This window comes from Stenotrophomonas sp. SRS1, from assembly GCF_026130205.1.
GTDB classification, from domain to species: Bacteria; Pseudomonadota; Gammaproteobacteria; order Xanthomonadales; family Xanthomonadaceae; genus Stenotrophomonas; species Stenotrophomonas rhizophila_B.
Genome location: NZ_JAINFD010000002.1, coordinates 715,426 through 740,703, shown reverse-complemented (window position 1 = coordinate 740,703; position 25,278 = coordinate 715,426). Strand labels below are relative to the sequence as shown.

29 protein-coding genes are annotated in these 25,278 nt (G+C 67.6%); 14 read left to right on the top strand and 15 right to left on the bottom strand.

Annotation, left to right across the window (positions count from 1 at the left end; genetic code table 11):
* Window positions 1-4: 4 nt before the first annotated feature.
* The 5 genes from K4043_RS08965 (at window position 5) to K4043_RS08945 (ending at window position 3,175) form a co-directional block, all read left to right on the top strand.
* The gene (locus K4043_RS08965) at window positions 5-604 is read left to right on the top strand and encodes a 5-formyltetrahydrofolate cyclo-ligase (RefSeq protein ID WP_265309038.1); all 600 of its coding nucleotides are present in this window, start codon (window positions 5-7) and stop codon (window positions 602-604) included.
* 13 nt (window positions 605-617) lie between these two features.
* Entirely contained in the window at window positions 618-1,094 is a 477-nt protein-coding gene (locus K4043_RS08960) for an EVE domain-containing protein (RefSeq protein WP_265309036.1), read from the top strand.
* Between the two features lie 27 nt (window positions 1,095-1,121).
* Window positions 1,122-1,769, top strand: coding sequence for a ribose-5-phosphate isomerase RpiA (rpiA, locus tag K4043_RS08955; RefSeq protein WP_123730295.1), 648 nt, complete (start codon window positions 1,122-1,124; stop codon window positions 1,767-1,769).
* A 45-nt stretch (window positions 1,770-1,814) separates the two neighbouring features.
* Window positions 1,815-2,267 (top strand): DUF192 domain-containing protein, encoded by a 453-nt coding sequence (locus K4043_RS08950; RefSeq protein ID WP_123730294.1) that lies wholly within the window; start codon window positions 1,815-1,817, stop codon window positions 2,265-2,267.
* Window positions 2,268-2,329: 62 nt separating this feature from the next.
* Entirely contained in the window at window positions 2,330-3,175 is an 846-nt protein-coding gene (locus K4043_RS08945) for a tetratricopeptide repeat protein (RefSeq protein ID WP_121039490.1), read from the top strand.
* 43 nt (window positions 3,176-3,218) lie between these two features.
* Here the strand turns inward: K4043_RS08945 and K4043_RS08940 are convergent, their stop codons facing one another.
* Window positions 3,219-3,410 carry a rubredoxin gene (locus K4043_RS08940; RefSeq protein WP_037553342.1) on the bottom strand — a complete coding sequence of 64 codons (192 nt, stop codon included), beginning with the start codon at window positions 3,408-3,410 and terminating at the stop codon, window positions 3,219-3,221.
* 72 nt (window positions 3,411-3,482) lie between these two features.
* Between K4043_RS08940 and thiE the strand changes: the two genes are divergently transcribed.
* Together thiE and hemL are read left to right on the top strand one after the other, a co-directional pair.
* Complete coding sequence (gene thiE / locus K4043_RS08935) at window positions 3,483-4,127, top strand: thiamine phosphate synthase (protein ID WP_265309035.1); 645 nt, start codon at window positions 3,483-3,485, stop codon at window positions 4,125-4,127.
* Window positions 4,124-5,413 (top strand): glutamate-1-semialdehyde 2,1-aminomutase, encoded by a 1,290-nt coding sequence (gene hemL / locus K4043_RS08930; protein ID WP_265309033.1) that lies wholly within the window; start codon window positions 4,124-4,126, stop codon window positions 5,411-5,413. Before thiE ends, hemL begins: the two co-directional genes overlap by 4 nt.
* Window positions 5,414-5,470: 57 nt before the next feature.
* On the opposite strand, the gene azu is transcribed toward hemL, so the two are convergent.
* Complete coding sequence (gene azu, locus K4043_RS08925; protein ID WP_265309032.1) at window positions 5,471-5,929, bottom strand: azurin; 459 nt, start codon at window positions 5,927-5,929, stop codon at window positions 5,471-5,473.
* Window positions 5,930-6,042: 113 nt separating this feature from the next.
* Between azu and K4043_RS08920 the strand changes: the two genes are divergently transcribed.
* Window positions 6,043-6,654: an HAD-IA family hydrolase gene (locus K4043_RS08920; protein ID WP_265309031.1), complete on the top strand. Its 612-nt coding sequence runs from the start codon at window positions 6,043-6,045 to the stop codon at window positions 6,652-6,654.
* A 32-nt stretch (window positions 6,655-6,686) separates the two neighbouring features.
* Here the strand turns inward: K4043_RS08920 and K4043_RS08915 are convergent, their stop codons facing one another.
* The gene (locus K4043_RS08915) at window positions 6,687-7,916 is read right to left on the bottom strand and encodes an acetylornithine transaminase (protein ID WP_265309029.1); all 1,230 of its coding nucleotides are present in this window, start codon (window positions 7,914-7,916) and stop codon (window positions 6,687-6,689) included.
* Window positions 7,917-7,981: 65 nt separating this feature from the next.
* Here K4043_RS08915 and K4043_RS08910 point away from each other — a divergent pair, with 65 nt between their 5' ends.
* Complete coding sequence (locus tag K4043_RS08910; RefSeq protein WP_123730287.1) at window positions 7,982-8,854, top strand: ion transporter; 873 nt, start codon at window positions 7,982-7,984, stop codon at window positions 8,852-8,854.
* A gap of 42 nt (window positions 8,855-8,896) precedes the next feature.
* Here the strand turns inward: K4043_RS08910 and K4043_RS08905 are convergent, their stop codons facing one another.
* Window positions 8,897-9,862, bottom strand: a complete 966-nt coding sequence (locus tag K4043_RS08905) for a YiiG family protein (RefSeq protein WP_123730286.1) — start codon at window positions 9,860-9,862, stop codon at window positions 8,897-8,899.
* 81 nt (window positions 9,863-9,943) lie between these two features.
* The gene (locus K4043_RS08900; protein WP_123730285.1) at window positions 9,944-10,762 is read right to left on the bottom strand and encodes an NAD(P)-dependent oxidoreductase; all 819 of its coding nucleotides are present in this window, start codon (window positions 10,760-10,762) and stop codon (window positions 9,944-9,946) included.
* A gap of 116 nt (window positions 10,763-10,878) precedes the next feature.
* Between K4043_RS08900 and K4043_RS08895 the strand changes: the two genes are divergently transcribed.
* Entirely contained in the window at window positions 10,879-11,550 is a 672-nt protein-coding gene (locus K4043_RS08895; RefSeq protein WP_265309028.1) for a hypothetical protein, read from the top strand.
* A gap of 12 nt (window positions 11,551-11,562) precedes the next feature.
* Here the strand turns inward: K4043_RS08895 and K4043_RS08890 are convergent, their stop codons facing one another.
* Window positions 11,563-12,225: a serine/threonine-protein kinase gene (locus K4043_RS08890; RefSeq protein ID WP_123730283.1), complete on the bottom strand. Its 663-nt coding sequence runs from the start codon at window positions 12,223-12,225 to the stop codon at window positions 11,563-11,565.
* A gap of 102 nt (window positions 12,226-12,327) precedes the next feature.
* Between K4043_RS08890 and K4043_RS08885 the strand changes: the two genes are divergently transcribed.
* Window positions 12,328-14,331, top strand: coding sequence for a bifunctional DedA family/phosphatase PAP2 family protein (locus K4043_RS08885; protein ID WP_123730282.1), 2,004 nt, complete (start codon window positions 12,328-12,330; stop codon window positions 14,329-14,331).
* Window positions 14,332-14,385: 54 nt separating this feature from the next.
* On the opposite strand, the gene K4043_RS08880 is transcribed toward K4043_RS08885, so the two are convergent.
* The 3 genes from K4043_RS08880 to K4043_RS08870 all read right to left on the bottom strand — a co-directional run bounded on the left by K4043_RS08880 (window position 14,386) and on the right by K4043_RS08870 (window position 17,237).
* Window positions 14,386-14,964: an LON peptidase substrate-binding domain-containing protein gene (locus K4043_RS08880; protein WP_123730281.1), complete on the bottom strand. Its 579-nt coding sequence runs from the start codon at window positions 14,962-14,964 to the stop codon at window positions 14,386-14,388.
* Between the two features lie 12 nt (window positions 14,965-14,976).
* Window positions 14,977-16,341: a UDP-N-acetylmuramate:L-alanyl-gamma-D-glutamyl-meso-diaminopimelate ligase gene (gene mpl, locus K4043_RS08875; RefSeq protein ID WP_265309024.1), complete on the bottom strand. Its 1,365-nt coding sequence runs from the start codon at window positions 16,339-16,341 to the stop codon at window positions 14,977-14,979.
* A 332-nt stretch (window positions 16,342-16,673) separates the two neighbouring features.
* Window positions 16,674-17,237, bottom strand: coding sequence for an adenylate kinase (locus tag K4043_RS08870; RefSeq protein ID WP_123730279.1), 564 nt, complete (start codon window positions 17,235-17,237; stop codon window positions 16,674-16,676).
* Between the two features lie 141 nt (window positions 17,238-17,378).
* Between K4043_RS08870 and K4043_RS08865 the strand changes: the two genes are divergently transcribed.
* On the top strand, window positions 17,379-18,635 hold the full coding sequence (locus tag K4043_RS08865) for a 6-phosphofructokinase (protein WP_123730278.1): 1,257 nt from the start codon (window positions 17,379-17,381) through the stop codon (window positions 18,633-18,635).
* A gap of 230 nt (window positions 18,636-18,865) precedes the next feature.
* Here the strand turns inward: K4043_RS08865 and K4043_RS08860 are convergent, their stop codons facing one another.
* On the bottom strand, window positions 18,866-19,369 hold the full coding sequence (locus tag K4043_RS08860; protein ID WP_123730277.1) for a hypothetical protein: 504 nt from the start codon (window positions 19,367-19,369) through the stop codon (window positions 18,866-18,868).
* Window positions 19,370-19,708: 339 nt separating this feature from the next.
* On the opposite strand from K4043_RS08860, the gene K4043_RS08855 reads away from it, so the two are divergent.
* Entirely contained in the window at window positions 19,709-21,736 is a 2,028-nt protein-coding gene (locus tag K4043_RS08855) for a sodium-translocating pyrophosphatase (RefSeq protein ID WP_265309022.1), read from the top strand.
* Window positions 21,737-21,799: 63 nt separating this feature from the next.
* Here K4043_RS08855 and K4043_RS08850 read toward each other — a convergent pair whose 3' ends face one another.
* From K4043_RS08850 to K4043_RS08830, 5 genes are all read right to left on the bottom strand, one after another.
* On the bottom strand, window positions 21,800-22,528 hold the full coding sequence (locus tag K4043_RS08850; protein ID WP_265309020.1) for an energy transducer TonB: 729 nt from the start codon (window positions 22,526-22,528) through the stop codon (window positions 21,800-21,802).
* Window positions 22,525-22,950, bottom strand: coding sequence for a TonB system transport protein ExbD (gene exbD / locus K4043_RS08845; RefSeq protein ID WP_123730273.1), 426 nt, complete (start codon window positions 22,948-22,950; stop codon window positions 22,525-22,527). The genes K4043_RS08850 and exbD overlap by 4 nt, the downstream gene beginning before the upstream one ends.
* Window positions 22,951-22,959: 9 nt before the next feature.
* The gene (gene exbB / locus K4043_RS08840; RefSeq protein ID WP_265309019.1) at window positions 22,960-23,691 is read right to left on the bottom strand and encodes a tonB-system energizer ExbB; all 732 of its coding nucleotides are present in this window, start codon (window positions 23,689-23,691) and stop codon (window positions 22,960-22,962) included.
* Window positions 23,692-23,804: 113 nt separating this feature from the next.
* On the bottom strand, window positions 23,805-24,197 hold the full coding sequence (locus K4043_RS08835; RefSeq protein WP_123730867.1) for a YbaN family protein: 393 nt from the start codon (window positions 24,195-24,197) through the stop codon (window positions 23,805-23,807).
* Between the two features lie 49 nt (window positions 24,198-24,246).
* On the bottom strand, window positions 24,247-24,834 hold the full coding sequence (locus K4043_RS08830) for a biliverdin-producing heme oxygenase (RefSeq protein ID WP_265309017.1): 588 nt from the start codon (window positions 24,832-24,834) through the stop codon (window positions 24,247-24,249).
* Window positions 24,835-25,000: 166 nt separating this feature from the next.
* On the opposite strand from K4043_RS08830, the gene K4043_RS08825 reads away from it, so the two are divergent.
* Window positions 25,001-25,258 carry a DUF2789 domain-containing protein gene (locus K4043_RS08825; protein WP_123730270.1) on the top strand — a complete coding sequence of 86 codons (258 nt, stop codon included), beginning with the start codon at window positions 25,001-25,003 and terminating at the stop codon, window positions 25,256-25,258.
* The last annotated feature ends 20 nt before the right edge of the window (window positions 25,259-25,278 follow it).

Below are 25,278 nucleotides of genomic sequence, written 5' to 3'. Positions count from 1 at the left end.
AGGCATGACCGACCCGCGCTCCGCACTGCGCCAGCAGCTGCGCCAACGCCGCCGTGATCTCCCCGCCGCCGTGCGCCTGGCCGCCGCCGAACATCTGGCCGATGGCCTGCTCTGCCTTCCTTTCGCGCCCACGCAGGGCCATGTCGCCGGCTACTGGTCGATGGATGGGGAAATCGCGCTGCACCGCTGGCAGATGCAGTTGCCCGCCGGCCTGACCTACTGCCTGCCGGTCCTGCACGAGAAGACGCTGCGCTTCGCACCCTGGCGCCCGGGGCAGGCACTGACCACCAACCGCTTCGGCATCCCTGAGCCCGATCTCGCGCTGGACGACACCCTCGCACCGGAGCAGATGGCGCTGGTGGTCGCGCCGCTGGTCGGTTTCGACGCACAGGGCCGGCGGCTGGGCATGGGAGGCGGCTGGTATGATCGCAGCTTCGCATTCCGCCACCAGCGCCCGGCGCCGCCGTGGCTGGTCGGGGTCGGCTTCTCGGTCCAGCAGGTCGATGATCTGCCGGTACAACCGTGGGACGTCGCGGTGGATGCGATCTGCACCGACGTCTCCACCCTTGTCTGCGTACCGACCAACGGTCGGCACCTACCGTAATCAAAGACTCCGCATGACCGCACGCAAGCGCTACTGGCTGATGAAGTCCGAACCGGACGCCTTTTCCATCGATGATCTGCAGCGCGTGGGCCGAGAGCCCTGGAACGGCGTCCGCAACTACCAGGCGCGCAACTTCATGCGCGATGGCATGAAGGTCGGCGACGGGGTGTTGTTCTACCACTCCAATACCAAGGTGCCGGGCATCGTCGGGCTGGCCACGGTGGCCAGCGAGGCCTATCCGGACGACACCCAGTTCGATCCCGGATCGGACTATTACGACGCCAAGGCGACCCGCGAAGAACCGCGCTGGATGCTGGTGGACGTCGCCTTCGAGCGCAAACTGCGCGACACCATTTCGCTGGACGAGATCAAGCTGCACGCCGATGCGCTGGGCGAGGGTTTTGCGCTGACCGCGCGCGGCAACCGCCTTTCGATCCTCCCGGTGACGGCCGCGCAGTGGAAGCTGCTGCTGTCGCTGGAAAAGCACTGACCCCCTTTCCTCCAAGAGTTGCCCGCCATGTCCGAAGCCAAGCGCCTGGCCGCTGAAAAAGCCATTGAATACGTTGAAGACGGCATGATCGTCGGGGTCGGCACCGGGTCCACCGTGGCCTACTTCATCGACGCCCTGGCCAAGATCCAGCACCGCATCAAGGGCGCCGTGTCCAGCTCGGACCAGAGTACCGCGCGCCTGAAGCAGCACGGCATCGAGGTACTCGAGCTCAACCACACCGGCAATCTGTCGCTGTATGTGGACGGGGCCGATGAGTGCGACGGCAACAAGAACCTGATCAAAGGCGGCGGCGCCGCGCTGACCCGCGAGAAGATCATCGCCGAGGCCAGCGAGCGCTTCGTGTGCATCATCGACCCGAGCAAGCAGGTCAAGGTGCTGGGCAGGTTCCCGCTGCCGGTGGAAGTGATCCCGATGGCGCGCAGTCTGGTCGCCCGCCGCATCATGGACATGACCGGCGGCCAGCCGGCCTGGCGTGAGGGCGTGGTCACCGACAACGGCAACGTGATCCTGGACATCCACCACCTGGAGATCACCGATCCGGTCAAGCTGGAGCGCGAGCTCAACCAGCTGCCGGGCGTGGTCGCCGTCGGCCTGTTCGCGCGTCGCCCGGCCGATGTGGTGATCATCGGCGGTGAGCCGCCGATCGTGATCTGACCCCGTGGCCGGCCTGTGCGCCGGCCACCCCAACGAGGTACGCCCATGTCCCTGTTGCGCCTGCTGCCCCTGCTCCTGCTGTTCACCCTGACCGGCTGCGCCAGCACCAATGCCCGCCACTGGGTGGAGCTGGACGGCAACCGTTACCACGTTGAACTGGCCACCAATGACGACACCCGCGCCCGCGGGCTGATGTTCCGCGACCAGATGCCCGAGGACCACGGCATGCTGTTCATCCACGAACGCGAAGAGCTGCAGGCGTACTGGATGAAGAACACCAAGATCGCGCTGGACATCCTGTACTTCGATGCGCAGCGCCGCCTGGTCAGCCAGCAGCGCGATGTGCCGCCGTGTTCGGCCGGCGATCGTTGCCCGCCCTACCCCAGCAGCGAACCGGCCCGCTACGTGCTGGAACTCAACGCCGGGCAGGCCGAAAAGATGGCGCTCAAGGACGGCACCGAACTCACGTTCGGCCCCGGCATCGCCGACGGCAAATAAAACTGTCCTGATAAACGCGCCGCGCCCTTGAATCGCGGCGCGTTTGTCGCCAGTCTTGTCCCATGCAGGGGCAGATCACATTGCCGACGTGGGACTCACTGGCCGAGCTGGATGACGAGGCGCTGCCGCTGTTGCCGACCGCGTTGCTGATCGCCCGGGACGAATACCCGGATCTGGACCCCGCCGTCTACGACGCGGTCCTGCAGAGCCACGCCGACCACCTGCGCACCGAGATCGCCACGATCGACATGTGGCCGCTGAAGATTGCCGCGGTCAACCGCCACCTGTTCGACGAGCTGGGCTACAGCGGCGACCACGGCGAGTACTACGACCCGCGCAACAGCTATCTGAACCAGGTCTTCGAACGCCGCCTGGGCAACCCGATCTCGCTGGCGCTGGTGCAGATGGAAGTCTCGCGCCGGCTCGGCATCCCGCTGGACGGGGTGTCCTTCCCCGGGCATTTCCTGGTGCGCCTGCCGCTCAACGACGGCGTGCTGGTGATGGACCCGTTCAACGGCGGCCGCCCGCTGGGCGTGGAGGAACTGCGCGAACGCGCACGCTCACACCTGGGCGGTGAAGTTCCCGACGACGATGTGCTCGCGCAGATCCTGGACCCGGCCCCGGCGCGCGCGATCCTGATGCGGATGCTGCGCAACCTGCATGGCGTGTACGTCGAACGGGGGGAATGGGACCGCGCCGCACGCAGTGCCGATCGCCTGCTGAAACTCGCCCCCGAGCAGGACGATGCCCTGCGCGATCGCGGCATGGCCTACCTGCAGCTGGATTACGAGGCCGGCGCGCGCAACGATCTGGGGCTGTACCTCAAGCGCAATGCCAAGGCCAGCGATGCGCAGTTCGTGCGTGAGAAGCTGGTCGGCCTCGGTGGCGTGGTGCCGCGCCTGCATTGAGCGCACCAACACGCGCGCCCGGGCGATGACGTCCGGGCGTTGCTCAGTCGACTTCGACCATCTCGAAATCATCCTTGGTCACGCCGCAGTCCGGGCACGTCCACGTATCGGGAATGTCTTCCCAGCGCGTGCCCGGGGCGATGCCCTCTTCCGGCAGCCCGTCCTCTTCCCTATACAGGAAGCCGCAGACAACGCACATCCAGGTGCGGAAGGTGGTGGCGGTTGCGTCGGTCATCGGATAATCACGGCAGGACAAGAGCTGACAGCGCTCATTGTCCCACTCCCGTTGCGCTACCGGTAGCCATTGATGAATCACGCTTCAGCCCCCACACCGCCCCGCGGCGTCTACCTCATCACTCCCGACGAGCCCGATACCGCACGGCTGCTGGCGCGCACCGCGCCGCTGCTGGCGGCTGGCGCCACCTGGCTGCAGTACCGCAACAAGACCGCTGACGTAGCCCTGCGCCACGCCCAGGCCGCTGCGCTGCAGGGCCTGTGCCAGCCGTACGCGGTGCCGCTGCTCATCAATGACGACGTGGCCCTGGCCCAGGCGGTCGGCGCGGCCGGTGTGCACCTGGGCGAGGACGATGGCGATATCGCCGCCGCCCGGGCCCTGCTCGGCCCGCAGGCCATCATCGGCGCCTCCTGCTATGACACCCTGGCGCTGGCCGAGCGCGCGGTCGCCGCCGGCGCCAGCTACGTCGCCTTCGGGGCCTTCTTCCCCAGCACCAGCAAGGCCACCACCCGCCGCGCCGCGCCGGACCTGCTGCGGCAAAGCGCCGCACTCGGGGTGCCGCGGGTGGCCATCGGCGGGCTGAGCCCGGACAATGTGGCACCGCTCATCGCTGCCGGCGCCGATCTGGTTGCCGTCATCAGCAGCGTGTACGCCGCGCCCGACCCGGTCGCCACGCTGCACGCCTACCTCGCTTGCTTCCAGGATACGACCGCATGAACCACGACCAGTCCCACGCCCTGTTCACCCGCGCCCAGAAGCTGCTGCCGGGCGGCGTCAACTCGCCGGTGCGCGCGTTCAAATCGGTCGGCGGCGAGCCGTTCTTCGTGCAGCGCGCCGATGGCCCGTACCTGTACGACGTCGATGGCAACCGCTACATCGATTACGTCGGCTCCTGGGGCCCGATGATCGTCGGCCACAACCACACCGCCGTGCGCCAGGCGGTCAAGCAGGCGATCGGCAACGGCCTGTCGTTCGGCGCGCCGTGCGAAGCCGAAGTCACGATGGCCGAAACGCTGACCCGGCTGGTGCCGTCCTGCGAGATGGTGCGCATGGTCAACTCGGGCACCGAGGCCACCCTGTCGGCGATCCGGCTGGCACGCGGTGCCACCGGCCGCAGCCGCATCGTCAAGTTCGAGGGCTGCTACCACGGCCACGGCGACTCGTTCCTGGTCAAGGCCGGCAGCGGCATGCTGACCCTGGGCGTGCCGACCTCGCCGGGCGTTCCCGCCGGCCTGAGCGAGCTCACCCTGACCCTGCCGTACAACGATGTCGAGGCGGCCACCGCGCTGTTCGCCGAACAGGGCGAGCACATCGCCGGGCTGATCATCGAGCCGGTGGTCGGCAACGCCAACTGCATCCCGCCCCGCGAGGGCTACCTGCAGCACCTGCGCGCACTGTGCACGCAGTACGGCACGGTGCTGATCTTCGATGAAGTGATGACCGGCTTCCGCGTGGCGCTCGGTGGCGCGCAGGCGCATTACGGCGTCACCCCGGACCTGACCACCTTCGGCAAGATCATCGGCGGCGGCATGCCGGTGGGCGCCTACGGTGGTCGTCGCGAACTGATGTCGCAGATTTCCCCGGCCGGCCCGATCTACCAGGCGGGCACGCTCAGTGGCAACCCGGTGGCGATGGCGGCCGGCCAGGCGATGCTGGAACTGGTGCAGGAGCCGGGCTTCCATGATCGCCTGAGTGCGTCGGCCGCGCGTCTGTGCGCGGGGCTGGAAGCGGCGGCAGCGGATGCAGGCGTGGCAGCGACCACCACCCAGGTCGGCGCGATGTTCGGCCTGTTCTTCACTGACCAGAAGGTGGAAACCTACGCGCAGGCCGTTGCGTGCGACATCACCGCGTTCAACACCTTCTTCCACGCGATGCTGGAGCGCGGCGTGTTCCTGGCCCCTTCCGCATATGAAGCCGGCTTCCTGTCCAGCGCACATGACGACAGCATCATCGATGCGACGATCGAAGCCGCCCGCGAAGCGTTCAAGGTCGTCAAAGGCTGATCAAACAACAGGGACGGGGGTAGTTAATAACTACCTCCGTCCCCGTTAATCGGATAATCAGCCAAACACGAAGCGGCCCTTCATCATCGCGAAGTGGCCGGGGAACGAGCAGAAGAAGGTGTAGTCGCCGCCCTTGGTCAGCTTGGCGGTGGAGAAGGTGACGCTGGTGGTCTGGCCGCCGCCGATCACCGGGGTATGCGCCAGCACGCGCGCATCGCCCTTGGGCAGGTAGCTGTCGGCCAACGTCGTGCGCATGCCGGCCATCGCCACCGGCTGGTAATCGGCGGTGCGGGTCAGTACCCAGTTGTGACCCATCGCGGTCGCGGCGAGCTTGCCGGTGTGGCGCAGGGTCAGTTTGACCTGGGTGCAATCGGCGGCAACCTTGAGCTCCTTCTGACTGAAGCTCATCTGGTCGGTACTGTCGATGGTGATCGCGCAGACGCGCGCATGGGCGGCCGGGGCCAGCATCAGGCCGGCAAGCAACACGGGGGCAAGCAGTTTCAAGGCTATCTCCATCAGGCAGTCTCCGCGATTCTAGTGACCGCCCGTGCAGGCGACGTGCGACGCGATGTCGCAGCGCAGGCACTGGCTGGGTTACGGTCAGCGCTGGATCTGGACGAGATGGCCCCATGCCGCGTGTGATCGAGTGCCTGCTGCTGGATTTCGATGGCGTACTGGTGCGCTATGCGCGGCACCTGCGTGTGCGCCATCTGGCCGCGAGCGTGGGCTGCAGCGCGGCGCAGGTGCAGGCGGCGCTGTTCGACAGTGGGCTGGAACGTGCCTACGACAGCGGCATGGCGACCGACCCCTACCTGCGGCAACTGGGCGATGCGCTGCACACCACCATCAACATCGCGCAGTGGCAGGCCGCGCGCATCGCCGCGTGCGCACCGCAAACAGGTGTGATCGAACGCGTGGCGCGGATCGCGCAGGCACTGCCGATCGGCATCCTGACCAACAACGGCGCGCTGATGGCGCAGACGATTCCACAGCTCGTTCCACCCCTGGCCGATGCCCTGCACGGCCGCATCCTGTGCAGCGGTGCGCTGGGCGGGCGCAAGCCGGATCCGGCGATATTCACCAAGGCGGTGACGCTGCTGGGGGCGCGCGCCGAGCGCACGCTGTTCATCGATGACCTGTTCGTCAACGTGCGCGGGGCTCGGGTGGCCGGCCTGCAGGCCGAGACCGCGACGGACAGCCGCGCGTTCGGCAAGGTCATGAAGCGATACGCCCTGACGTAGAGCCGACCAACGGTCGGCTCTACCGCCATTGGCTAGCGCGTCGCGATGAACGATTGCACGGCCGCACGCAGACGCTTCAGGCCTTCGGCGATTTCTTCATCGGTGATGTTCAGCGACGGCACGAAGCGCAGCACGTCCGGGCCAGCCTGCAGGGTCAGCAGGCCGTGCTCGGCGGCGTGATCCAGGATGGGACCGGCCTGGCCGGCAAAATCCTTGTCCAGCACCGCGCCCAGCATCAGTCCGCGGCCGCGGACCTGGCTGAACACCTTGAACTCGTCGTTGATCTTGCCCAGGCCATCGCGCAGCGCCTGCGACTGACGGCTCACGTTGTGCGCGATCTCCGGCGAGGACAGCTTGCGCAGCGCCACGCGGGCCACGGCGGCGGCCAGCGGATTGCCACCGAAGGTGGTGCCGTGCGCGCCGAACTGCATCACCTCGGCCACCTTCGGGCCGGCCAGCATCGCGCCGATCGGGAAACCGCCGCCCAGTGCCTTGGCCAGGGTGACGATGTCCGGTTTGATGTTGTCCTGCCAGTGCGCAAACAGCGTGCCGGTGCGACCCATGCCGGCCTGGATCTCATCGAGCACCACCAGCGCGTTGTGCTGTTCGCACAGTTCGCGCACGCGCTGCAGGAAGCCCGGCTTGGCCGGCATCACGCCGCCCTCGCCCTGGATCGGCTCCAGCATCACCGCCGCGACATCGCCGGCGGCCATCGCGGTCTCCAGCTGCACCTCGTCATTGAAATCGACATAGCGGAAGCCACCGGGCAGCGGCTCGTAACCTTCCTGGTACTTCGGCTGGGCGGTGGCGGTCACCGCCGCCAGGGTGCGGCCGTGGAAGCTGCCGCGGAAGGTGACGATCACGCGCTGATGCGCCGGGCGGCCCAGCGAGGAGGCCCACTTGCGGACCAGCTTGATCGCCACTTCATTGGCTTCTGCGCCGGAGTTGCACAGGAACACGCGCTCGGCGAAACGCGAGGCGGTGACCAGTTCTTCGGCCAGGCGCAGCGGCGGCTCGCTGTAGAACACGTTGCTGGTGTGCCAGAGCTTGCCGGCCTGCTCGATCAGCGCCGCGGTGAGGTCCGGATCGTTGTGGCCCAGGCCACACACCGCAATGCCGGCGGCCAGATCGATGAATTCGCGGCCCTGGTTGTCCCAGACGCGCGCGCCCTGGCCACGTTCGAGCACTACCTGGCGCGGTTTGTAGACCGGCAGGTAGTAATGCGACAGGGACAACAGCGGATCGGTGGCAGCGGCAGTCATGGCAGTCAACGGCTCAGGAAAGATCCCATTCTCGCGCTTTGGGCCGGTGGGGCACAATGCGCCCCATGCGACCGTTCACCGCCCCCCAGCTCAACCCCGCCACCGAATCCGGCTGGCGCCGCCAGTGGTTCGACATCATCTACCGGCACGACACCCGGCCCTCGCGCAATTTCGACCTGCTGCTGGTCTACGCGATCATCGCCAGCGTGGTGGTGGTCATGTTCGACAGCGTGCAGCGCTTCCATGCGGCCTATGCCGACGGGCTCTACGTGCTGGAATGGGGCTTCACCATCCTGTTCACCGCTGAGTACCTGCTCCGGCTGGTGGTGGTCAAGCGCCCGCTTCGCTACGCATTCAGCATCTGGGGCATCATCGATCTGGCCTCGATCCTGCCCACCTACCTGTCGCTGTTCATCCCCGGCGCGCAGAGCCTGCTGGTGGTGCGCGCGCTGCGCATCCTGCGGGTGTTCCGGATCCTCAAGCTGACCCGCTACATCGAAGAGAGCGGCGTGTTGATGGAGTCGTTGTGGCGCAGCCGCCGCAAGGTGCTGCTGTTCCTGTTCACGGTGATCACCATCACCATCATCGCCGGCACCATGATGTACGTGATCGAAGGCCCCAACCATGGCTTCACCAGCATCCCCAGCAGCATGTACTGGGCGGTGGTGACCATGGCCACGGTGGGCTTCGGCGACATCGTGCCGCAGACCGTGCTGGGCCGGTTCGTCACCTCGGTGCTGATCCTGATCGGCTACAGCATCATCGCGGTGCCGACCGGCATCTACACCGCCGAACTGGCCAATACCATGCGTGATGCCGAGCACGCCGCGCGCCGGGATGCGCGCGGCTGCCCGCACTGCGGGCTGGAAGGCCACGAACCGGATGCGCTGCACTGCCGCCACTGCGGCGAGAAGCTGCCCCCGGTCTTCAACGTCTGATCAACGCGGGGCGGGCCGCCTGGCAGCCCGTCCCGCGCCGGCTCAGCGTGCGCCGCTGGACTGCGCCAGGCGGTTGCTCATGTCGACCAGGTCGTTGTAGCTGACCAGCAACGCTTCGGCCGAGCCCTGCGGGTTGTTGATCCGGCCGCCGCTCTCGATCAGCATCTGCTCGCTGCGGGTGTACGGCTTCTTTGACTCGACGCGCTCGATACGGCGACCGGCATCACGGGCCAGCGTATCGGCCGCACGCTCCAGGTGCCCCCACATCGCATCGCCCTTGCCGACCTTGTCATCCTGCGCCTGCTGCAGCAACGCCTGGAATGCGGAGAGCTGAGTGCGGGCCACGGTCAGGTCCGGCGCCTCGGTGTTGAGCAGTTGGGTCAGCTGCTTGCCATCGCCGAGGATCTTGATCTGGTAGTACGCCATCGAGCGGCCTTCGGAAGCTTCAATCTCCTTGAGCTGTTCCGCACGGCGTTCGTCTTCGCGCTTTTCCAGCGCGGCATCCAGCGCGGTGCCTGCATCGAAGAACGCCATATAGGCCTTCATCAACGGCGCATGCTGGCTGCGCATCCCGGCATGATCATCGCGCAGGTAGTCCTCGCGGCTGTAGTAACGGTCGGCCTGCTCGATCAGGGCGTACAGGTCGACGAAGGTCTTCTGGTAGTTGCGGGCTGCCGGATCCAGTGCAGGCTCGGCCGGCGTCATCGCCAGCGCAGCGACCATGGGCGCGTTGCACGCGTCCACACGATGCGACAGCACCGTGCCCGGGCCACGTACCTTCTTCTCGTTACCGGTCGGGCCGGCCTCCGGGTCCTGCATCCAGCCGGTGTACTGCTGGAAGCCTTCGTGGATCGGCTGTTCGACGGCATTGAAGCAGGCGATGTAGGCGTTCACCTTCTCCACGCCCTGGGTATCAGCGACGCTGCCCGGGCCCTTGCTGCAGGCGCCGAGCAGGCTGATCAATGCGATGGCGGCGGCGAGCGGCGCGGTCCGTGTGCGAGATGACATGCGAGTGTCCATACCAATGGGGGGACGCACCATAGCAGCCCAGTGTGTGCAGCTGTTGTCATCGCGCGCCACGAACGCGCGTCACTCCAGGAACAGATCCGGCATCAGCGGGCGCGATGGATCGACGGCGTAGCCGCTCAGATCGGTGATGCCGGCCTGCGCCAACACCTCGTCATCGAGCAGGAACTGCCCGCTGAAACCGGCGGCCTCACGGCACAGCACCGCGTGTGCGGCGTCGGCCAGAATCGCCGGCGTGCGGCAGCCACCGATATCCACCCCGGGGATCATGTTGATCGCATCGGTGGCGATCACCGTGCGCGGCCACAGCGCGTTGACCGCCACCCCCTGCGGGCCGAACTCGGCTGCCAGGCCAAGGGTAACGAAGCTCATGCCCATCTTGGCCAGCGTGTAGCCGGTGTGCGGGCCCCACCACTTCGGGTCCAGCGTCGGCGGCGGCGCCAGCGTGAGGATGTGCGGATTGGGCGCCTGCAGCAGATGCGGCAGGCAGGCCTGCGCGCACAGGAAGCTGCCGCGCGAATTGACCTGCTGCATCAGGTCGAAGCGCTTCATCGGCGTATCCAGCGTGCCGCGCAGCCAGATCGCACTGGCGTTGTTGATCAGGATGTCGATGCCGCCGAAGGTATCGACGGTGGCGGCGACGGCCGCGCGCACCTGGTCCTCCTCGCGGATGTCGCACTTCAGCGCCAGCCCTTGCCCACCTGCGGCGGTTACCGCCTCTGCGGCGCTGTGGATGGTGCCCGGCAGCTTGGGGTTGGGCACGGACGACTTGGCCGCGATCGCGACGTTGGCGCCGTCGCGTGCCGCACGCAGCGCGATGGCCAGGCCGATCCCGCGCGAGGCGCCGGTGATGAACAGGGTCTTGCCTTGCAGACTGGCCATGCGCAGGTTCCTTCGGTGCGATTGCAATGGACCCGCATTATGCCGCCCCGGCGCACACGCCGGATTCATCCGCCACGTCGATACTGGCGGCTCCCGTTCTGCATGGAATGAGCGACATGACGGCGATCCGCCTTCCCCTGACCGCGTTGGCCCTGGTGTTGAGTAGTGCGGCCTGCCAGCCCGCCGGCGATCCGGCCACGTCCGCCACGTCGGCGGCCGCCACGGTGCCGGGCACCGCCGGTGGCGTCTCGCCCTTCAGCGACGCGGCGATCTGGGACGGCGAGGTGGATGCCTGCCGCGGCCAGGGACCGGTTGCCGATGATTGCCTGGCCAAGGTCATGCAGGCCGCCAAGGCGAGCCCGCAGGCGATCGCGGCCGCCCATCAGCTCGGTGCCCAGGGCAATCCCGGCTATGTGAGTGCATGGCGCAACCAGGACGGCGTCGGCATCGCCACCATCGAGTATCCGTTCCGCGCCAATACCAACGAGGGCACGCTGCTGGTCGACAGTGCGGGCCACACGCAGGATGTGGACGCCGACGTGCTGCCGGAAATGTCGCGCGCCGACGCCACGGTCAAGCCGTTCCTGGATGCACACCCGGACGCCACGCCTTTCGCACCGGCGCAGGCCAGCGGCAGCGAAGCGCTGCCCGACGGAGGCGTGCGCTTGATCTACAGCACACCGATGCGCACCTGCCATGCCTGCGCCAACGATGGGGTGCTGCGCGTCGCCTACGATTTCGATGCGCAGCGCCGCTTCAGCGGGAAGCAGATTCTCGATCTGCGCTGAGCATCCCAACGCCTACGGCTTGGGGCCCTGCCCTTCGTTGTCTTCCCAGTGCAGGATTTTCCGCGTGACAAAGCGGTAGACCGGCTTGCCGGTACGGAACCAGAGATCGCGCACCCATGAGGTGCGTTTGAGCAGCCGCTTTTCCACCGGGGTCAGCGACTGCCGGCAGTACATGCGCTTGTGCTTGAGCAGATGGCGCAGGTCTTCGCGGGCCAGAAGGCGCATCCAGCGTGAGCGCGGATCGCCGATCACCGCCAGCTGGAAATCGATCAGGGCCGGCGAGCCGTCTTCGCGTACCAGCCAGTTGGCCTCCTTGGCCAGGTCGTTGTGTGCGATGCCATGGCGATGCACCTGCTGCAGCAGCCGTCGGGCCGCGCGGAAGTAGGCCAGGTCGCCATGTGGCGGACGCTGGTACATGGCATCACCGGCCATGAAGCTGCGGTCCAGCCAGCGCCCGTTCCAGCCCAGCAACCGCGGCGTGGCGGGCATGCCATCCAGATGCGCCAGCGCGCGTGCCTCGCGCCGGGCCAACCACCACGCCGGCAGCCGCAGCCACCAGGGCGTGGCCTCCAGATCACGGCGTACGAACCGGTGGCCGTCCTCCTCCATCAGCAGGATGCGGCCGAAACTGTCGGCTTTGAGGGCGGTCGGCGCGGGATCGGGAGGGCGTGTCATGCCGCCATTCTAGGCGGGTGATCGCGTTCATTCACTGCAGATGCCGCACATTCCCGGCGTCTGGCGGGCAGTCAGTCACTTTGCCCCCTCTATAATCCCCCGATGGACTCGTCATGGATCGATGCCACGCTTGCGTGGATCTCAGCTCACCCCGTGCTTGCCGGTGCGGTCATTTTCCTCATCGCCTTCTGCGATGCGGTCATCGTGCTGGGCGCGATCGTGCCCGCGTTGCCGCTGCTGTTCGCCGTCGGTGTGTTCATCGGCCTGGGCCAGATCTCCGGGCCTTACGCGGTGGCGTGCGCCGCGTTGGGCGCGTTTGCCGGTGACGGCATCAGCTACTGGATCGGCCGGCGCTGGGGGGATCGCCTGCGTGGCTTCTGGCCCTTCAGCAAGTACCCGCAGCTGCTCGACCGTGGCGAGACGATGTTCCGCCGCAACGCCTTCAAGAGCATCCTGGTGGCGCGTTATGTCGGCGCGATCCGCCCGTTCGTGCCAGCCATCGCCGGCATGATGAAGATGCCGCTGTCGCGCTACATCCAGGCCAGCGGCATCGCCAGTCTGTCCTGGGCGGTGCTGTTCCTCGCGCCCGGCTGGGTGCTCGGCGAGGCGTATGACGCGGTCGCGGCGGTCGCCGGCCGGCTGGTGATGGTACTGGCCCTGCTCGGCGTGATCATGGGCCTGGTCTGGGCGATCGTGCTGTATGGCTACCGCTGGTCGGCCTCGCGCATGGACAGCTGGCTGGCCAGCCTGCTGGCCTGGTCGCAGCGTCACCCGACCCTGGGTCGTTACTCCGTCGCCGTGTTCGACCCGCAGCGCCGTGAGTCGGTGCCGCTGGCGATGCTGGCGGTGATGCTGCTGTTGCTCGGCTGGGGCTGGTTCGCCCTGCTGATGGCGGTGGTCGCCCACGGCGAACCGCTGATGGTCGATCTGGCCGTGCATCACGCGATGCTGGCCCTGCGCAATCCGCTGGCCGATTACCCGATGGCCGCGCTGGCCTCGCTGGGCGCCTGGCAGGTCCTGCTGCCCGCCACCGCCGCCGGCATGGGCTATCTGCTCTGGCGTCGCCGCTGGATGGCGGCCGCGCACTGGCTGGCCGCCCTCGCCTTCGGGCTGGCGCTGTGCAAGCTGCTCGGTGCGACGGTGGACGTGGTCCGCCCGCCGGATGCGAGCAGCGGCTTCGGCTTCCCGTCGGTGTCGGTGACGATGGCTACGATCACCTTCGGCTTCTTCGCCGTGCTGATCGCCCGTGAACTGCCGGGGCGCACCCGCGTATGGCCCTACCTGCTGTCGGGCATCATCGTCAGCCTGATCGGCTTCGCCCGCATCTACCTCGGCGCGCATTGGCTGAGCGATGTGATCGGCGGCATGCTGTTCGGCCTGTTCTGGCTGCTGGTGCTGGGCATCGCCTACCGCCGCCGCTTCAACCGCTCGTTCTGGGTCAAGCCGGTGGCATGGCTGTTCTACGGCACGTTCGCCATCGCCGCGCTCTGGTACGCCCCGCGCAACATTCCGGTGAAACTGGCGCGCTTCGAGCCAGCCCAGCCGACGCCGGCACCGCTGGATGCCCAGGCCTGGTGGACGACCGGCTGGCAGCACCTGCCGTCGCGCCGCAATGAGTTCGATGACGATCAGCGCTGGCCGCTGGACGTGCAGGTGGCCGGTCCACTGGCCCCGTTGCAGCGTCGGCTGGAAAGCCAGGGCTGGCGCGTGCAGCCGCAGGCCGGCTGGGAACAGGCGCTGTTGATGCTCGACAAGTCCTCCGACAAGGACAAGGTACCGGTGCTGCCGGCCACGCTGGATACGCAGGTCGAATCGCTGCTGATGCTTCGCGCCGGCAATGCGCCCAATGAGATCTTCGCGCTGCGCCTGTGGCCGGCACCGGCACGCCTGGCGGCGCCGGACAATGAACCGCTGTGGCTGGGCAGTGCGCAGACGCTGCATTACCAGCAGCACTTCAAGCTGATCGGGATGTGGCGGCCGATGCGTGGCATCGACCCGTCGCTCAATGCGGTCCGCCAGGCACTGGACGGCCTGCCGCAGCAGGTCGATACCCATCCAGACACCGAGATGCCGGTGCTGCGCGTGCGCATGCCACCGGCCGAGTGATGCAGCGCCGGAGCTACCCGGCCAAGGGGGCGTAACGCGGGGCGGAACCGTGCGTTACGGCATCCAGTCCAGCAGCGCCTGCAGGCGCTGGTGCGGGTCATCGTGTTGCAGCAGTTGCAGGCGTTGCGCGTCCTGCAGCGGCAGCAGTTCGGCCAGGCGCCAGCCGACCCAGCTGGCCTGCTCCATCTGCGCCGGGCTGACCGGTGCGAAGGCCGCACCGGCCTGCTCGATGATGTGCTCCAGCACGGTCGCCATCAGCGCGTGCTCGGGCTGCAGCTCGTCGTCGCTGTCGGCCGCGCACCAGGTCACTTCGGCAATGATCAGCCCGTTGTCGCGCACGCGGGTCCGATCCACATGGAAGCGGCGCTGGCCACGCAGGCGCAGCACCAGCACGCCATCGGCGCCCACGTCGAAATCCTCGATCCGCGCCTCGACCCCATAGGCGGCAGGCAACGCCGGCGCACCGACCTCCTCACCGTCCAGGATCAGGCACACACCGAAGGCCGTCCCCGCACGGCTGCATTCGCGCAGCATGTCCAGGTAGCGGCGTTCGAACACCCGCAGGCCGAGCGCCGCGCCGGGCAGCAGCACGGTGTGCAGCGGGAACAGGGGCAGTGAAGCGGTGTCGGTCATGGCCCGCGTCCCTCAGGGCTGCTGCAGCTGCGCCAGGAAGCGGCGCGGCGCCCCATCGAAACCGCCGTTGGACATGAACACCACATGGTCACCCGGCGCTGCGATCGCGCCCAGCTGAGCCAGCAACGCATCGGTGTCCGGCACGGCATGGGCCTGGCCACGCACGGCGGCGATCACGCTGGCCGCATCCCAGGCCAGCTCGGGGCGATGCAGGAACACCACCGCGTCGGCACCGTCCAGCGAAGGCGCCAGCGCCTGCGCGTGCGCCCCCAGCCGCATCGAGTTGCTACGCGGCTCCATGGCCACCACGATGCGGGCATCGCCCACCTTGGCACGCAGGCCATCGAGGGTCGTGCGGATCGCGGTGGGGTGATGCGCGAAATCGTCGTAAATGGTGATGTCGCGCGCCTGGCCGATCACTTCCAGCCGGCGCTTGACGCTGCGGAACGCGGCCAGCGCCGGGATCACCGTGGCCAGCTCGACGCCGACCGCGTGTGCGGCAGCCAGGGCGGCCAACCCGTTGAGGACGTTGTGGCGGCCTAGCAACGACCAGCGCACTTCACCGACGCGCTCGCCACGATGGTGCACGACGAACACACTGCCGTCGGCCTCCACCAGCTCGGCGTGCCACTCCAGCGTGGGATCGAAGCCGAACCGCTCCACCGGGGTCCAGCAGCCCATCGCCAGCACCTCGGCGAGATAGCCGTCTTCACCATTGACGATCAGTCGCCCGCGCGCGGGCACGGTGCGGATCAGATGGTGGAACTGGCGCTGGATCGCGGCCACGTCCGGAAAGATATCGGCGTGGTCGTATTCAAGGTTGTTGAGGATGGCCACCAGCGGCCGGTAGTGCACGAACTTGCTGCGCTTGTCGAAAAACGCGGTGTCGTACTCGTCCGCCTCGACCACGAACTCACGGCCGCTGCCGACGCGGGCGGAGACGCCGAAATCCTCGGCCACGCCGCCGATCAGGAAGCCGGGGTCACGCCCGGCGCTGTGCAGCAGCCAGGTCAGGATGGTGGTGGTGGTGGTCTTGCCGTGGGTGCCGGCGACGGCCAGGGTGTCGCGGCCTGGCAGCACCTGCTCGGACAGCCACTGGGCGCCGGAGATGTAGCGTTGGCCTGCATCCAGCACCGCTTCCACGGCGGGATTGCCACGCGACAGCGCATTGCCGATCACCACCTCGTCGCAGTCCGGCGCCACGCTGTCGGCGCGGTAGCCCGGATCCAGGGCGATGCCCAGGCGTTCGAGCTGGGTGGACATCGGCGGGTAGATCGCCTGGTCGCTGCCGCGGACCGTATGGCCCTTCTCGCGCGCCAGTGCGGCCACGCCGCCCATGAAAGTGCCTGCAATGCCAAGAATGTGGATCGTGCTCATGCGTGCGATTGTCGCCGATCACCATCGCCGATGGAGATCGCCGTCAGACAACTCCTGGTCGACTATAAGAAAAGTCCAGCGGGATGTCGGGGAATTCCCGATAGCGCCGTATTGTGAAGACGGACACAATTGTCTCGGCCAGCCGCAGTACCCCATTGGTCCTACTCCCCAAGAGGCCATCCCCAGGGGGGCTCATGCTGCGGGGCTCTGAGCAAGCCCGCTCGCTGGCACCTTCAAACCACACGCCTGGTCCCTTCGGGGGCCGGGCGTGTGTGTTTTCGGCCCTGCACACGCGGTACGGGTGCGGTGCCGCCGTAGCGGCACCGACCGGCTCAGGCCTGGATCGCGGCGCGGATGCGCGCTTCCACATCGTTCAGTTCGCCCACGCCATCGACGCGTGCAAGCGTGCCGCGGCCGGCATAGAAATCCACCACCGGTGCGGTCTGGTCGTTGTAGACCTGCAGGCGCTGGCGCACGGATTCGGGATTGTCATCGGCACGGCCCTGTTCGGCCGCACGGCCGGCGATGCGCTCGACCAGCAGTTCGGTCGGCACGTCCAGCTGCACCACGGCATCCAGCGGCTGGCCGATCTTGGCCAACAGGGTATCCAGCGCATTGGCCTGGGCCACGTTGCGCGGGTAACCGTCGAGGATGAAGCCATTGGCCACATCGTCCTGGCCCAGACGCGACTCGAGCATGCCCAGCAGGATGTCGTCGGACACCAGATTGCCGGCATCCATCACGGCCTTGGCCTGCTTGCCCAGCTCGGTGCCGGCGGCCACTTCGGCCCGCAGCAGATCACCGGTGGAAATGTGCGCAATGGCGAGGTGTTCCTTCAGGCGCGTCGCCTGTGTCCCCTTGCCCGAACCGGGCGGTCCCAACAGAACCAATCGCATCAACCTGACTCCAACTTGGTAAGAAAACGGAGGGCGCGCGCCCCGGGAATGTCCACAATCACGCTGCACCGCAATACGCGCACTTTACCCCATCCGGGTAATGTCTCTGCAATGTCCGTCCCCCCAGACCAAGGTCGCACCATGTCCAAAGGTACCCTCCTCTACGCTCAGTCAGGTGGCGTCACCGCCGTCATCAATGCCACCGCCTCGGCGGTCATCAGCACGGCCAGGGCCAAAGGAATCAAGGTCTTGGCCGCGCGCAACGGCATCCTCGGCGCGCTCCGCGAAGACCTGATCGACACCTCCAAGGAGACCGCAGCCGCCATCGCTGCCCTCGCCCATACTCCCGGCGGCGCGTTCGGCTCATGCCGTTACAAGCTCAAATCGCTGGAGGCCGACCGCGGCAAGTACGAGCGCCTGCTCGAGGTGCTGCGCGCCCATGACGTGCGCTGGTTCCTCTACAACGGCGGCAACGATTCGGCCGATACCGCCTGGAAGGTCTCCCAGCTGGCCAAGGCCTTCGACTACGACCTGACCTGCATCGGCGTGCCCAAGACCATCGACAACGATCTGGCCGTGACCGATACCTGCCCGGGCTTCGGCTCGGCCGCCAAGTACACCGCCGTCTCCGTACGCGAAGCAGCGCTGGATGTGGCCGCGATGGCCGAGACCTCGACCAAGGTATTCGTCTACGAGGCGATGGGCCGCCACGCCGGCTGGCTCGCGGCGGCTGCGGGACTGGCCGGCCAGGGCGCCGATGACGCCCCGCACATCATCCTGCTGCCCGAGCGCGCGTATGACGAGGCCGCGTTCCTGGCCAAGGTCAAACAGGTGGTCGAGCGGGTGGGCTACTGCGTGGTGGTCGCCTCCGAAGGCATCCAGACCGCCGATGGCCGCTTCGTCGCCGATGCCGGCGGCGGCACCGATTCGTTCGGGCATACCCAGCTCGGTGGCGTGGCCTCGCAGCTGGCCGCGCGGGTCAAGGATGGGCTCGGCTACAAGGTCCACTGGACCCTGCCCGACTACCTGCAGCGTTCGGCGCGCCACCTGGCCTCCAAGACCGATTGGGAGCAGGCACAGGCGGTGGGCAAGGCGGCGGTGCAGTTCGCGCTGAAGGGCCAGAACGCGGTGATGCCGGTGATCGTGCGCACCAGCGACACGCCCTACCGCTGGAAGATCGAGGCGGCCCCGCTGCACAAGGTGGCCAACCATGAGAAGAAGATGCCGGCCGGCTTCATCCGCCGCGATGGCTTCGGCATCACCGACAAGGCCCGCACCTATCTCGCCCCGCTGATCAAGGGGGAAGCCCCGTTGCCGTACGGTCCCGATGGCCTGCCGAAGTACGTGACGCTGAAGAACGTGGCGGTGAAGAAGAAGCTGCCTGCCTTCGAGGCGTAATCGACCCGGTAGTGCCGGCCGCTGGCCGGCACCGCGGGCTGTCCGTCGCTCGGGTAGTGCCGGCCGCTGGCCGGCACCGCGGGCTGTCCGTCGCTCGGGTAGTGCCGGCCGCTGGCCGGCACCGCGCTGTCCGGCAGCGTCCTGGGGCGGGCCAGCGGCCGGTTTCATCGCGCCTCTGACGGTCCGCGTGGAGCCGGCCAGCGGCCGGCACTACCCGCCGTCACGGGGCGTCAGTTGCAGGCCTTGCCCTCGACCTTCATCTGCGCGGCAAACATCGGCACCTGGGCGATCTTGCCGGCGGCCGCCTGCTTTTTCGCGTCCTCCAGATAGATGCGCGACTGGCCCTGCCCATCGAGCTCGGGCTTGGTGGTGACCGGCATCCGCCACACGCGCACCACCGCCTGCTGCGCCGGGCAGGAGGCATTCGGCACGCGGATCACATCATTGAGCTTCCAGCCCGTGGCTTCCGTGGGCTGCGCCTTGTCGTAATCGACAAAGCGGGCACGCGGCTGGCACTGCTCGCTGGTGCGGACCACGGCGAACTTGTACGGCTGTGCCGCTTCGCCGGTGAACACGCCTTCCAGCCGTGCACAGGCTTCGGGAATCTGGCGCAGGGTATGCGCCGCGCCCACCGCCTGCGGTGTGCCGGCGGCGCGCTGCAGCTCGGGGGTTTCGGCGGCGAAGGCGGACACGGCGGGCAACAGGGCCAGCCACAACAGATGACGGGGGGACATGGCAGCACTCCAACGGCGGGGGATGGGCCGAGGCTGCCAGTAAATCGCTGAACGGCGTGGCAAAGGCGGTCCTTCGTCCGGATCTGCGTGGTTGCCGGCCAGCGGCCGGCACTACCTCCGTCGTTGGCGATCCGGGCACGCACGCGCAGTTTGAAATCCTTGCTGGCATGCATCGAGGATTTACCCGCATACTCGGGCCACCAGGGATTGCTGAACACCGCCACACGCTTGAAGACCGGCACGGTCTGAACGGGTTGGTTCATGGTTGCAGCCTGTTGTGCCCCCGCGTGGAGACGTTCATCCGTTCACTGGATGTCATTCCATCACCCGGGAGGGGACATGCTGGAACGTTACGGGCTTTCTCTGGCGCTGTTGTGCGCCATCCTCGCGATTCTCTACGGCATTGTGTCGGCACGCTGGATCCTCCGGCAACCGGCTGGCAATGCCCGCATGCAGGAAATCGCCGCCGCCATCCAGGAAGGCGCGCGCGCCTATCTCAACCGTCAATACCTGACCATCGCCATCGCCGGTGCCGTGCTGTTCGTGCTGGTCGGCCTCTTCCTCAGCTGGTACACCGCGATCGGCTTCGCGATCGGCGCCGTGCTGTCCGGCGCGGCGGGCTACATCGGCATGAACGTCTCGGTGCGTGCCAACGTGCGTACCGCAGAGGCGGCCCGCAACGGCCTGAGTGCGGCCATGGACGTCGCCTTCCGCGGCGGTGCGATCACCGGCATGCTGGTGGTCGGGCTGGGCCTGCTGGGCGTGGCCGGCTACTACGCGCTGCTGCTGCGCCTCGGGCTGGATGTCGCGCAGACGCTGCACGCCCTGGTCGGGCTGGCGTTTGGCTCATCGCTGATCTCGATCTTCGCGCGGCTGGGCGGTGGCATCTTCACCAAGGGCGCCGATGTCGGCGCGGACCTGGTCGGCAAGGTCGAAGCCGGCATCCCCGAGGATGACCCGCGCAACCCGGCGGTGATCGCCGACAACGTGGGCGACAACGTCGGCGACTGCGCCGGCATGGCCGCCGACCTGTTTGAAACCTACGCCGTCACCGTGATCGCCACGATGCTGCTCGGCAACCTGATGATCGCCGAGGCCGGGGCGAATGCGGTGTTGTATCCGCTGGTGCTGGGCGGCGTCTCGATCATCGCCTCGATCATTGGCGCGCTGTTCGTCAAGGTGAAGCCGGGCGGTTCGATCATGGGCGCGCTGTACAAAGGCGTGATCGTGTCCGCTGTACTGGCCGCCATCGCGTTCTATCCCATCACCACCCAGCTGATGCCGGACAACGCATACGGTGCGCTGAACCTGTATTTCTGCGCCTTGATCGGGTTGGTGCTGACCGGCCTGATCGTGTGGATCACCGAGTACTACACCGGCACCCAGTACAAACCCGTGCAGCACGTGGCGCAGGCCTCCACCACCGGGCACGGCACCAACATCATCGCCGGCCTCGGTGTCTCGATGAAGTCCACGGCCCTGCCGGTGATCGCGGTGTGCGTGGCGATCTGGCTGGCGCACTACTTCGGCGGCCTGTACGGCATCGCCATCGCCGCGACCGCGATGCTCTCGATGGCCGGCATGATCGTGGCACTGGACGCCTACGGCCCGATCACCGACAACGCCGGCGGCATCGCCGAGATGGCCGAACTGCCGCCGGAAATCCGCGACATCACCGACCCCCTCGATGCCGTCGGCAACACCACCAAGGCGGTGACCAAGGGCTACGCGATCGGCTCAGCGGCGCTGGCCGCGCTGGTGCTGTTCGCCGACTACACCCACAACCTGCAGGCAGCCAATCCCGGCGAGGTCTTCGCCTTCGACCTGTCCAACCATGAGGTGATCATCGGCCTGCTGCTCGGCGGCCTGATCCCCTACCTGTTCGGTGCGATGGCGATGGAAGCGGTGGGTCGCGCAGCGGGGGCGGTGGTGGAGGAAGTGCGCCGTCAGTTCCGCGAGATTCCCGGGATCATGGACGGCACCGGCAAGCCGCAGTACGACCGCGCGGTGGATCTACTGACCCGCTCGGCCATCCGCGAAATGATCATCCCCTCGCTGTTGCCCGTCGCGGTACCGGTGGTGGTCGGCCTGCTGCTCGGGCCACGCGCGCTCGGCGGCCTGCTGATCGGCACCATCGTCACCGGCCTGTTCGTCGCGATTTCGATGACCACCGGCGGCGGCGCGTGGGACAACGCCAAGAAGTACATCGAGGATGGCCACTTCGGCGGCAAGGGCAGCGAGGCGCACAAGGCCGCGGTCACCGGCGATACCGTCGGCGATCCCTACAAGGACACCGCCGGCCCGGCCATCAACCCGCTGATCAAGATCATCAACATCGTGGCATTGCTGCTGGTGCCGCTGCTCTGAGGCAGGATGGGCGCGCTGGCCTTATGCCAGCGCGTCCGTGCAGCGCGTGCGGGGTGTCACGCCTCAACGCCGCCGGAGGAAGAATGTCACCGGCACCATCACCTCCACCGGGTCGCCGGTGATCTCTGCTGGCGGCGGCGGCAACGGGCTGCCGCGCCGCACCGTAGCCAACGTTTCCTCATCCAGCAGCGGATGGCCGCTGCTCTGGCCCAGCCGGATGTTGGAGGCGTTGCCCTGCCGGTCCACCGAGAAGCGCACATAGGCCACACCCTGCTGGCGCAGACGTTCGGCCTGGCGCGGGTAGCGGCGATACTGTTCCAGATGGCCCAGCACCAGGCCCTGCCAGGTCACGGCCGCGCTGCCCTGGCGGCCGGCCACCGTCTGCGTGGCGGCATAGCGCTCGGATGGCCGTGCGGACACCTCCGGCGGGGCCAGCGTCTGGTCCACGTTGTGCTGGTCCGTCGGCGCAGCTTCGCGCGGTGTCTCGCGGCGCAGCACGTCCTGCGCGTCCGGGGTGTCGTCCGGCGGGAGATCGATCTTTGGCACCGGCGTCGGTTCGGGCCGATGCTGTTCCTGCTGCAACGGCCCGGGTGGGATCTCTTTCGGCGGTGCGGACGGCGCCTCCGGTAACGGCGCCAACTCCACCATCACCGCTTCCACCGGCGTATCGCTGACCGGCACCGGCGCTCGCTGCTGCCACCACAGCGCGCCGCCGATCAGCACGGCATGCGCGGCAAGGACCAGCGCCAGACTGCCTACCCAGCGCAGCATTGCGGCGGTGTCGCGGCTCATTCGCTGCGCTGCTCCACGCCCACCAGCGCGATCCGGCGATACCCGGCCGCGCGCAGCGCGTTCATGGTCTGCATCAGGTCGCCATAGGGCACGGTCTGATCGGCACGCAGGTAGATGCGCTGTTCGCGGTCGCCAGCGGTCAGCCGCTCCAGCGTGGCATTCAGCCCGTCAGTGCCGACCGGCACATCGTTGACGTTCAGCGACAGATCGGCCTGCACCGAGAGGAACACCGGTTCGGCATCGCGTGGCTGCGGCTGCGCGGTGCTGGCCGGCAGATCCACCGGCGTATCCACCGTGGCCAGCGGCGCGGCCACCATGAAGATGATCAGCAGCACCAGCATGACGTCGATGAAGGGGGTGACGTTGATTTCGTGGCTTTCTTCCAGTGCGTCGTCGTCGTGGCGGGCGGTCTTGATGGCCATGGCCGGTCCTCAGCGCGCGTCGCGCACGGCCGGCGCATTGCAGAGCCGGTCCAGATCACGCGAGACCAGCTGCTGCACGCCGGCGGACAGATCACCGAGCAAGCCGCGGATGCCGGCCAGCACGCGGGTGAAGTGGTTGTAGATCACCACGGCGGGGATCGCCGCGACCAGGCCGAGCGCGGTGGCCAGCAACGCCTCTGCGATACCCGGCGCGACCACGGCCAGATTGGTAGTGTTGGCGTGGGCGATGCCGATGAAACTGTTCATGATCCCCCACACCGTGCCGAACAGGCCGACGAACGGCGCGATCGCGCCGATGCTGGCGAGCAGGCCCACCCCGGTACGCAGCTGCCGCGCATGCGCCAGTTCGATGCGTTCCAGGCGCGAAGCGACGCGCTCCTTGATCCCGACCGGATCCTGCGCATCCTGCGAGAGGCGCAGCTCGGTGCGGGCGGCGTCGATCAGGTCGTGTGCCGCGCCGTCGTCGAGCAACGCATGGGTCTGCGCCACCGGCAGGTGCGCGGCCTGCAGCAGCAGCGCGCGTGCCTGGCGCAGCCGCGTGCGTTGCCGGCCCAGCTCCCAGATCTTGGCCACCAGCACTGTCCAGGTGGCGATGGAGGCGAGCGCCAGCCCGATCATCACGGTCTGCACCACGCCATCGGCGGCCTGGTACATGCCCCACGGGGTCAGGTCGTGCGGCAGTGCCGCCACGGCGGCAGGAAGAGCGAAGGGCAAGGTCATGGGCGGAGTCGTCGGTCAGGGGCATCTCGGCACGGAGCAGGGCCGGAAGCGGGAAAGGGGCGGAAAGTATCGGGGGTGAGGCGGTGGGAATCAGTACCGGGCGGACAGCACGTTCAGCGCTGCGGCGGGCGATCGGCCGTGGCCGACGGCTGCGGCCCAGGCCGTGACAGCACATACGCCGCGCTGGCCACGAAGAACAGGCCGACGCCGAGCAGCAGCGGCCAGGACGGATGCGCGCCCCAGCAGAACATGACGAAGCCGAACGCCATGCCGGCGCCCGCGAAGGCCTTGCCCTTGCGGCTGATCGCGCCCTGTTCGCGCCACAGGCGCAGCGATGGACCGTAACGGGGGTGCTCGAGCAGGCGGCGTTCGAACGTCGGCGAGCTGCGCGCGAAGCAGCCGACCGCCAGGATCAGGAAGATCGTGGTCGGCATCACCGGCAGCAATGCGCCGATGACGCCCAGCGCCACCATGATCCAGCCCAGGCCGAACCAGAGCCAGCGCATCATGGGCGGTGGTTGCGGCCCGGCGCGACGTACCTGGGAGGCGCAGCGGTCATGCGAATTCTTCCTCGACATGCCCATGCACGCTGCGGAACGCCGCATCGGCCGCATCGATCATCTGCTGCTCCTGCGCCTCGGTCAGCGCGACGCCATCCAGCGCGGCGGTGAACTCGCGCCAGTGGCGGGCGGCACCATCGGGATGGGCGGCCAGGTGGCGGGCGCCGAAATTGCTGTCCAGGCCGAGACGTGCCGCCATCTTGTACAGCACGGTGCCACCGAGATTGGAGCCTTCGGCCACGTACAGCCAGCCCAGCGCCGCGGGCAGCGGCAGATCACCATCCAACCGGGTGGACGCAGGTGGCGGCAGCGTCTGTTCCAGGTCGGAAAGATCACGGGCGATCAGCGGCAGCCGTCGGCGCTCGTCCAGATCGGGCAGCAGCGCGTCCAGCGCGGGACTGCCGTAGAGCGCATCGATGTCACGATGGAAGCGGTACTGCACGCGCAGGAATCTGGCGAACAGGTCGCGGCTGGCGAAAATGTCGCCGGCCATGATGCGTTTGTCCAGCGCGCCGTGGCTGTCACGGGTGGCCGCCTTGAGGCGTTGGCTGCGGGTGGCTTCGGGAGTATCGATGACGATCATGGCACTGCTTGGATGGGGAAGTGGGGCACGGTTCTCTGTTGAAGACGTCTGGCACGGGGGTAACCCCAAGCCCAGTGTCGCGTGATCAGCGGATGCGAACGTCACATGCCACCGTCACGGCCTTGCCCCGATAATACGGACCACGCCCTGCCACTGGAATGACACGATGATCACCACCGAACCGCGCATGACCAATCTGTTCCTGCAGCTCGGCCTGGACGCCAGCGAGGAGGCAATTGCCGCCTTCATCCGCGATCACCAGCTGTCCAACGAGATCCGCCTGATCGAAGCGCCGTACTGGAACGACGGGCAGCGCCAGTTCCTGACCGAGCAGCTGCGCTCGGATGCGGAGTGGGCGATCGTGGTCGATGAGCTCAGTGAAGCGCTGCACGCCGATGCGACCGTACAGGCCAACGCCAGCTGAGCGCTGGGTTGAACGAAATG

What these genes read in the sequence shown, in the direction of transcription:
- K4043_RS08965 (WP_265309038.1), top strand. Translation starts at nt 5, where the DNA reads ATGACCGACCCGCGCTCCGCACTGCGCCAGCAGCTGCGCCAACGCCGC.
- K4043_RS08960 (WP_265309036.1), top strand. Translation starts at nt 618, where the DNA reads ATGACCGCACGCAAGCGCTACTGGCTGATGAAGTCCGAACCGGACGCC.
- rpiA (WP_123730295.1), top strand. Translation starts at nt 1,122, where the DNA reads ATGTCCGAAGCCAAGCGCCTGGCCGCTGAAAAAGCCATTGAATACGTT.
- K4043_RS08950 (WP_123730294.1), top strand. Translation starts at nt 1,815, where the DNA reads ATGTCCCTGTTGCGCCTGCTGCCCCTGCTCCTGCTGTTCACCCTGACC.
- K4043_RS08945 (WP_121039490.1), top strand. Translation starts at nt 2,330, where the DNA reads ATGCAGGGGCAGATCACATTGCCGACGTGGGACTCACTGGCCGAGCTG.
- K4043_RS08940 (WP_037553342.1), bottom strand. Translation starts at nt 3,410, where the DNA reads ATGACCGACGCAACCGCCACCACCTTCCGCACCTGGATGTGCGTTGTC.
- thiE (WP_265309035.1), top strand. Translation starts at nt 3,483, where the DNA reads ATGAATCACGCTTCAGCCCCCACACCGCCCCGCGGCGTCTACCTCATC.
- hemL (WP_265309033.1), top strand. Translation starts at nt 4,124, where the DNA reads ATGAACCACGACCAGTCCCACGCCCTGTTCACCCGCGCCCAGAAGCTG.
- azu (WP_265309032.1), bottom strand. Translation starts at nt 5,929, where the DNA reads ATGGAGATAGCCTTGAAACTGCTTGCCCCCGTGTTGCTTGCCGGCCTG.
- K4043_RS08920 (WP_265309031.1), top strand. Translation starts at nt 6,043, where the DNA reads ATGCCGCGTGTGATCGAGTGCCTGCTGCTGGATTTCGATGGCGTACTG.
- K4043_RS08915 (WP_265309029.1), bottom strand. Translation starts at nt 7,916, where the DNA reads ATGACTGCCGCTGCCACCGATCCGCTGTTGTCCCTGTCGCATTACTAC.
- K4043_RS08910 (WP_123730287.1), top strand. Translation starts at nt 7,982, where the DNA reads ATGCGACCGTTCACCGCCCCCCAGCTCAACCCCGCCACCGAATCCGGC.
- K4043_RS08905 (WP_123730286.1), bottom strand. Translation starts at nt 9,862, where the DNA reads ATGTCATCTCGCACACGGACCGCGCCGCTCGCCGCCGCCATCGCATTG.
- K4043_RS08900 (WP_123730285.1), bottom strand. Translation starts at nt 10,762, where the DNA reads ATGGCCAGTCTGCAAGGCAAGACCCTGTTCATCACCGGCGCCTCGCGC.
- K4043_RS08895 (WP_265309028.1), top strand. Translation starts at nt 10,879, where the DNA reads ATGACGGCGATCCGCCTTCCCCTGACCGCGTTGGCCCTGGTGTTGAGT.
- K4043_RS08890 (WP_123730283.1), bottom strand. Translation starts at nt 12,225, where the DNA reads ATGACACGCCCTCCCGATCCCGCGCCGACCGCCCTCAAAGCCGACAGT.
- K4043_RS08885 (WP_123730282.1), top strand. Translation starts at nt 12,328, where the DNA reads ATGGACTCGTCATGGATCGATGCCACGCTTGCGTGGATCTCAGCTCAC.
- K4043_RS08880 (WP_123730281.1), bottom strand. Translation starts at nt 14,964, where the DNA reads ATGACCGACACCGCTTCACTGCCCCTGTTCCCGCTGCACACCGTGCTG.
- mpl (WP_265309024.1), bottom strand. Translation starts at nt 16,341, where the DNA reads ATGAGCACGATCCACATTCTTGGCATTGCAGGCACTTTCATGGGCGGC.
- K4043_RS08870 (WP_123730279.1), bottom strand. Translation starts at nt 17,237, where the DNA reads ATGCGATTGGTTCTGTTGGGACCGCCCGGTTCGGGCAAGGGGACACAG.
- K4043_RS08865 (WP_123730278.1), top strand. Translation starts at nt 17,379, where the DNA reads ATGTCCAAAGGTACCCTCCTCTACGCTCAGTCAGGTGGCGTCACCGCC.
- K4043_RS08860 (WP_123730277.1), bottom strand. Translation starts at nt 19,369, where the DNA reads ATGTCCCCCCGTCATCTGTTGTGGCTGGCCCTGTTGCCCGCCGTGTCC.
- K4043_RS08855 (WP_265309022.1), top strand. Translation starts at nt 19,709, where the DNA reads ATGCTGGAACGTTACGGGCTTTCTCTGGCGCTGTTGTGCGCCATCCTC.
- K4043_RS08850 (WP_265309020.1), bottom strand. Translation starts at nt 22,528, where the DNA reads ATGAGCCGCGACACCGCCGCAATGCTGCGCTGGGTAGGCAGTCTGGCG.
- exbD (WP_123730273.1), bottom strand. Translation starts at nt 22,950, where the DNA reads ATGGCCATCAAGACCGCCCGCCACGACGACGACGCACTGGAAGAAAGC.
- exbB (WP_265309019.1), bottom strand. Translation starts at nt 23,691, where the DNA reads ATGACCTTGCCCTTCGCTCTTCCTGCCGCCGTGGCGGCACTGCCGCAC.
- K4043_RS08835 (WP_123730867.1), bottom strand. Translation starts at nt 24,197, where the DNA reads ATGCGCTGGCTCTGGTTCGGCCTGGGCTGGATCATGGTGGCGCTGGGC.
- K4043_RS08830 (WP_265309017.1), bottom strand. Translation starts at nt 24,834, where the DNA reads ATGATCGTCATCGATACTCCCGAAGCCACCCGCAGCCAACGCCTCAAG.
- K4043_RS08825 (WP_123730270.1), top strand. Translation starts at nt 25,001, where the DNA reads ATGATCACCACCGAACCGCGCATGACCAATCTGTTCCTGCAGCTCGGC.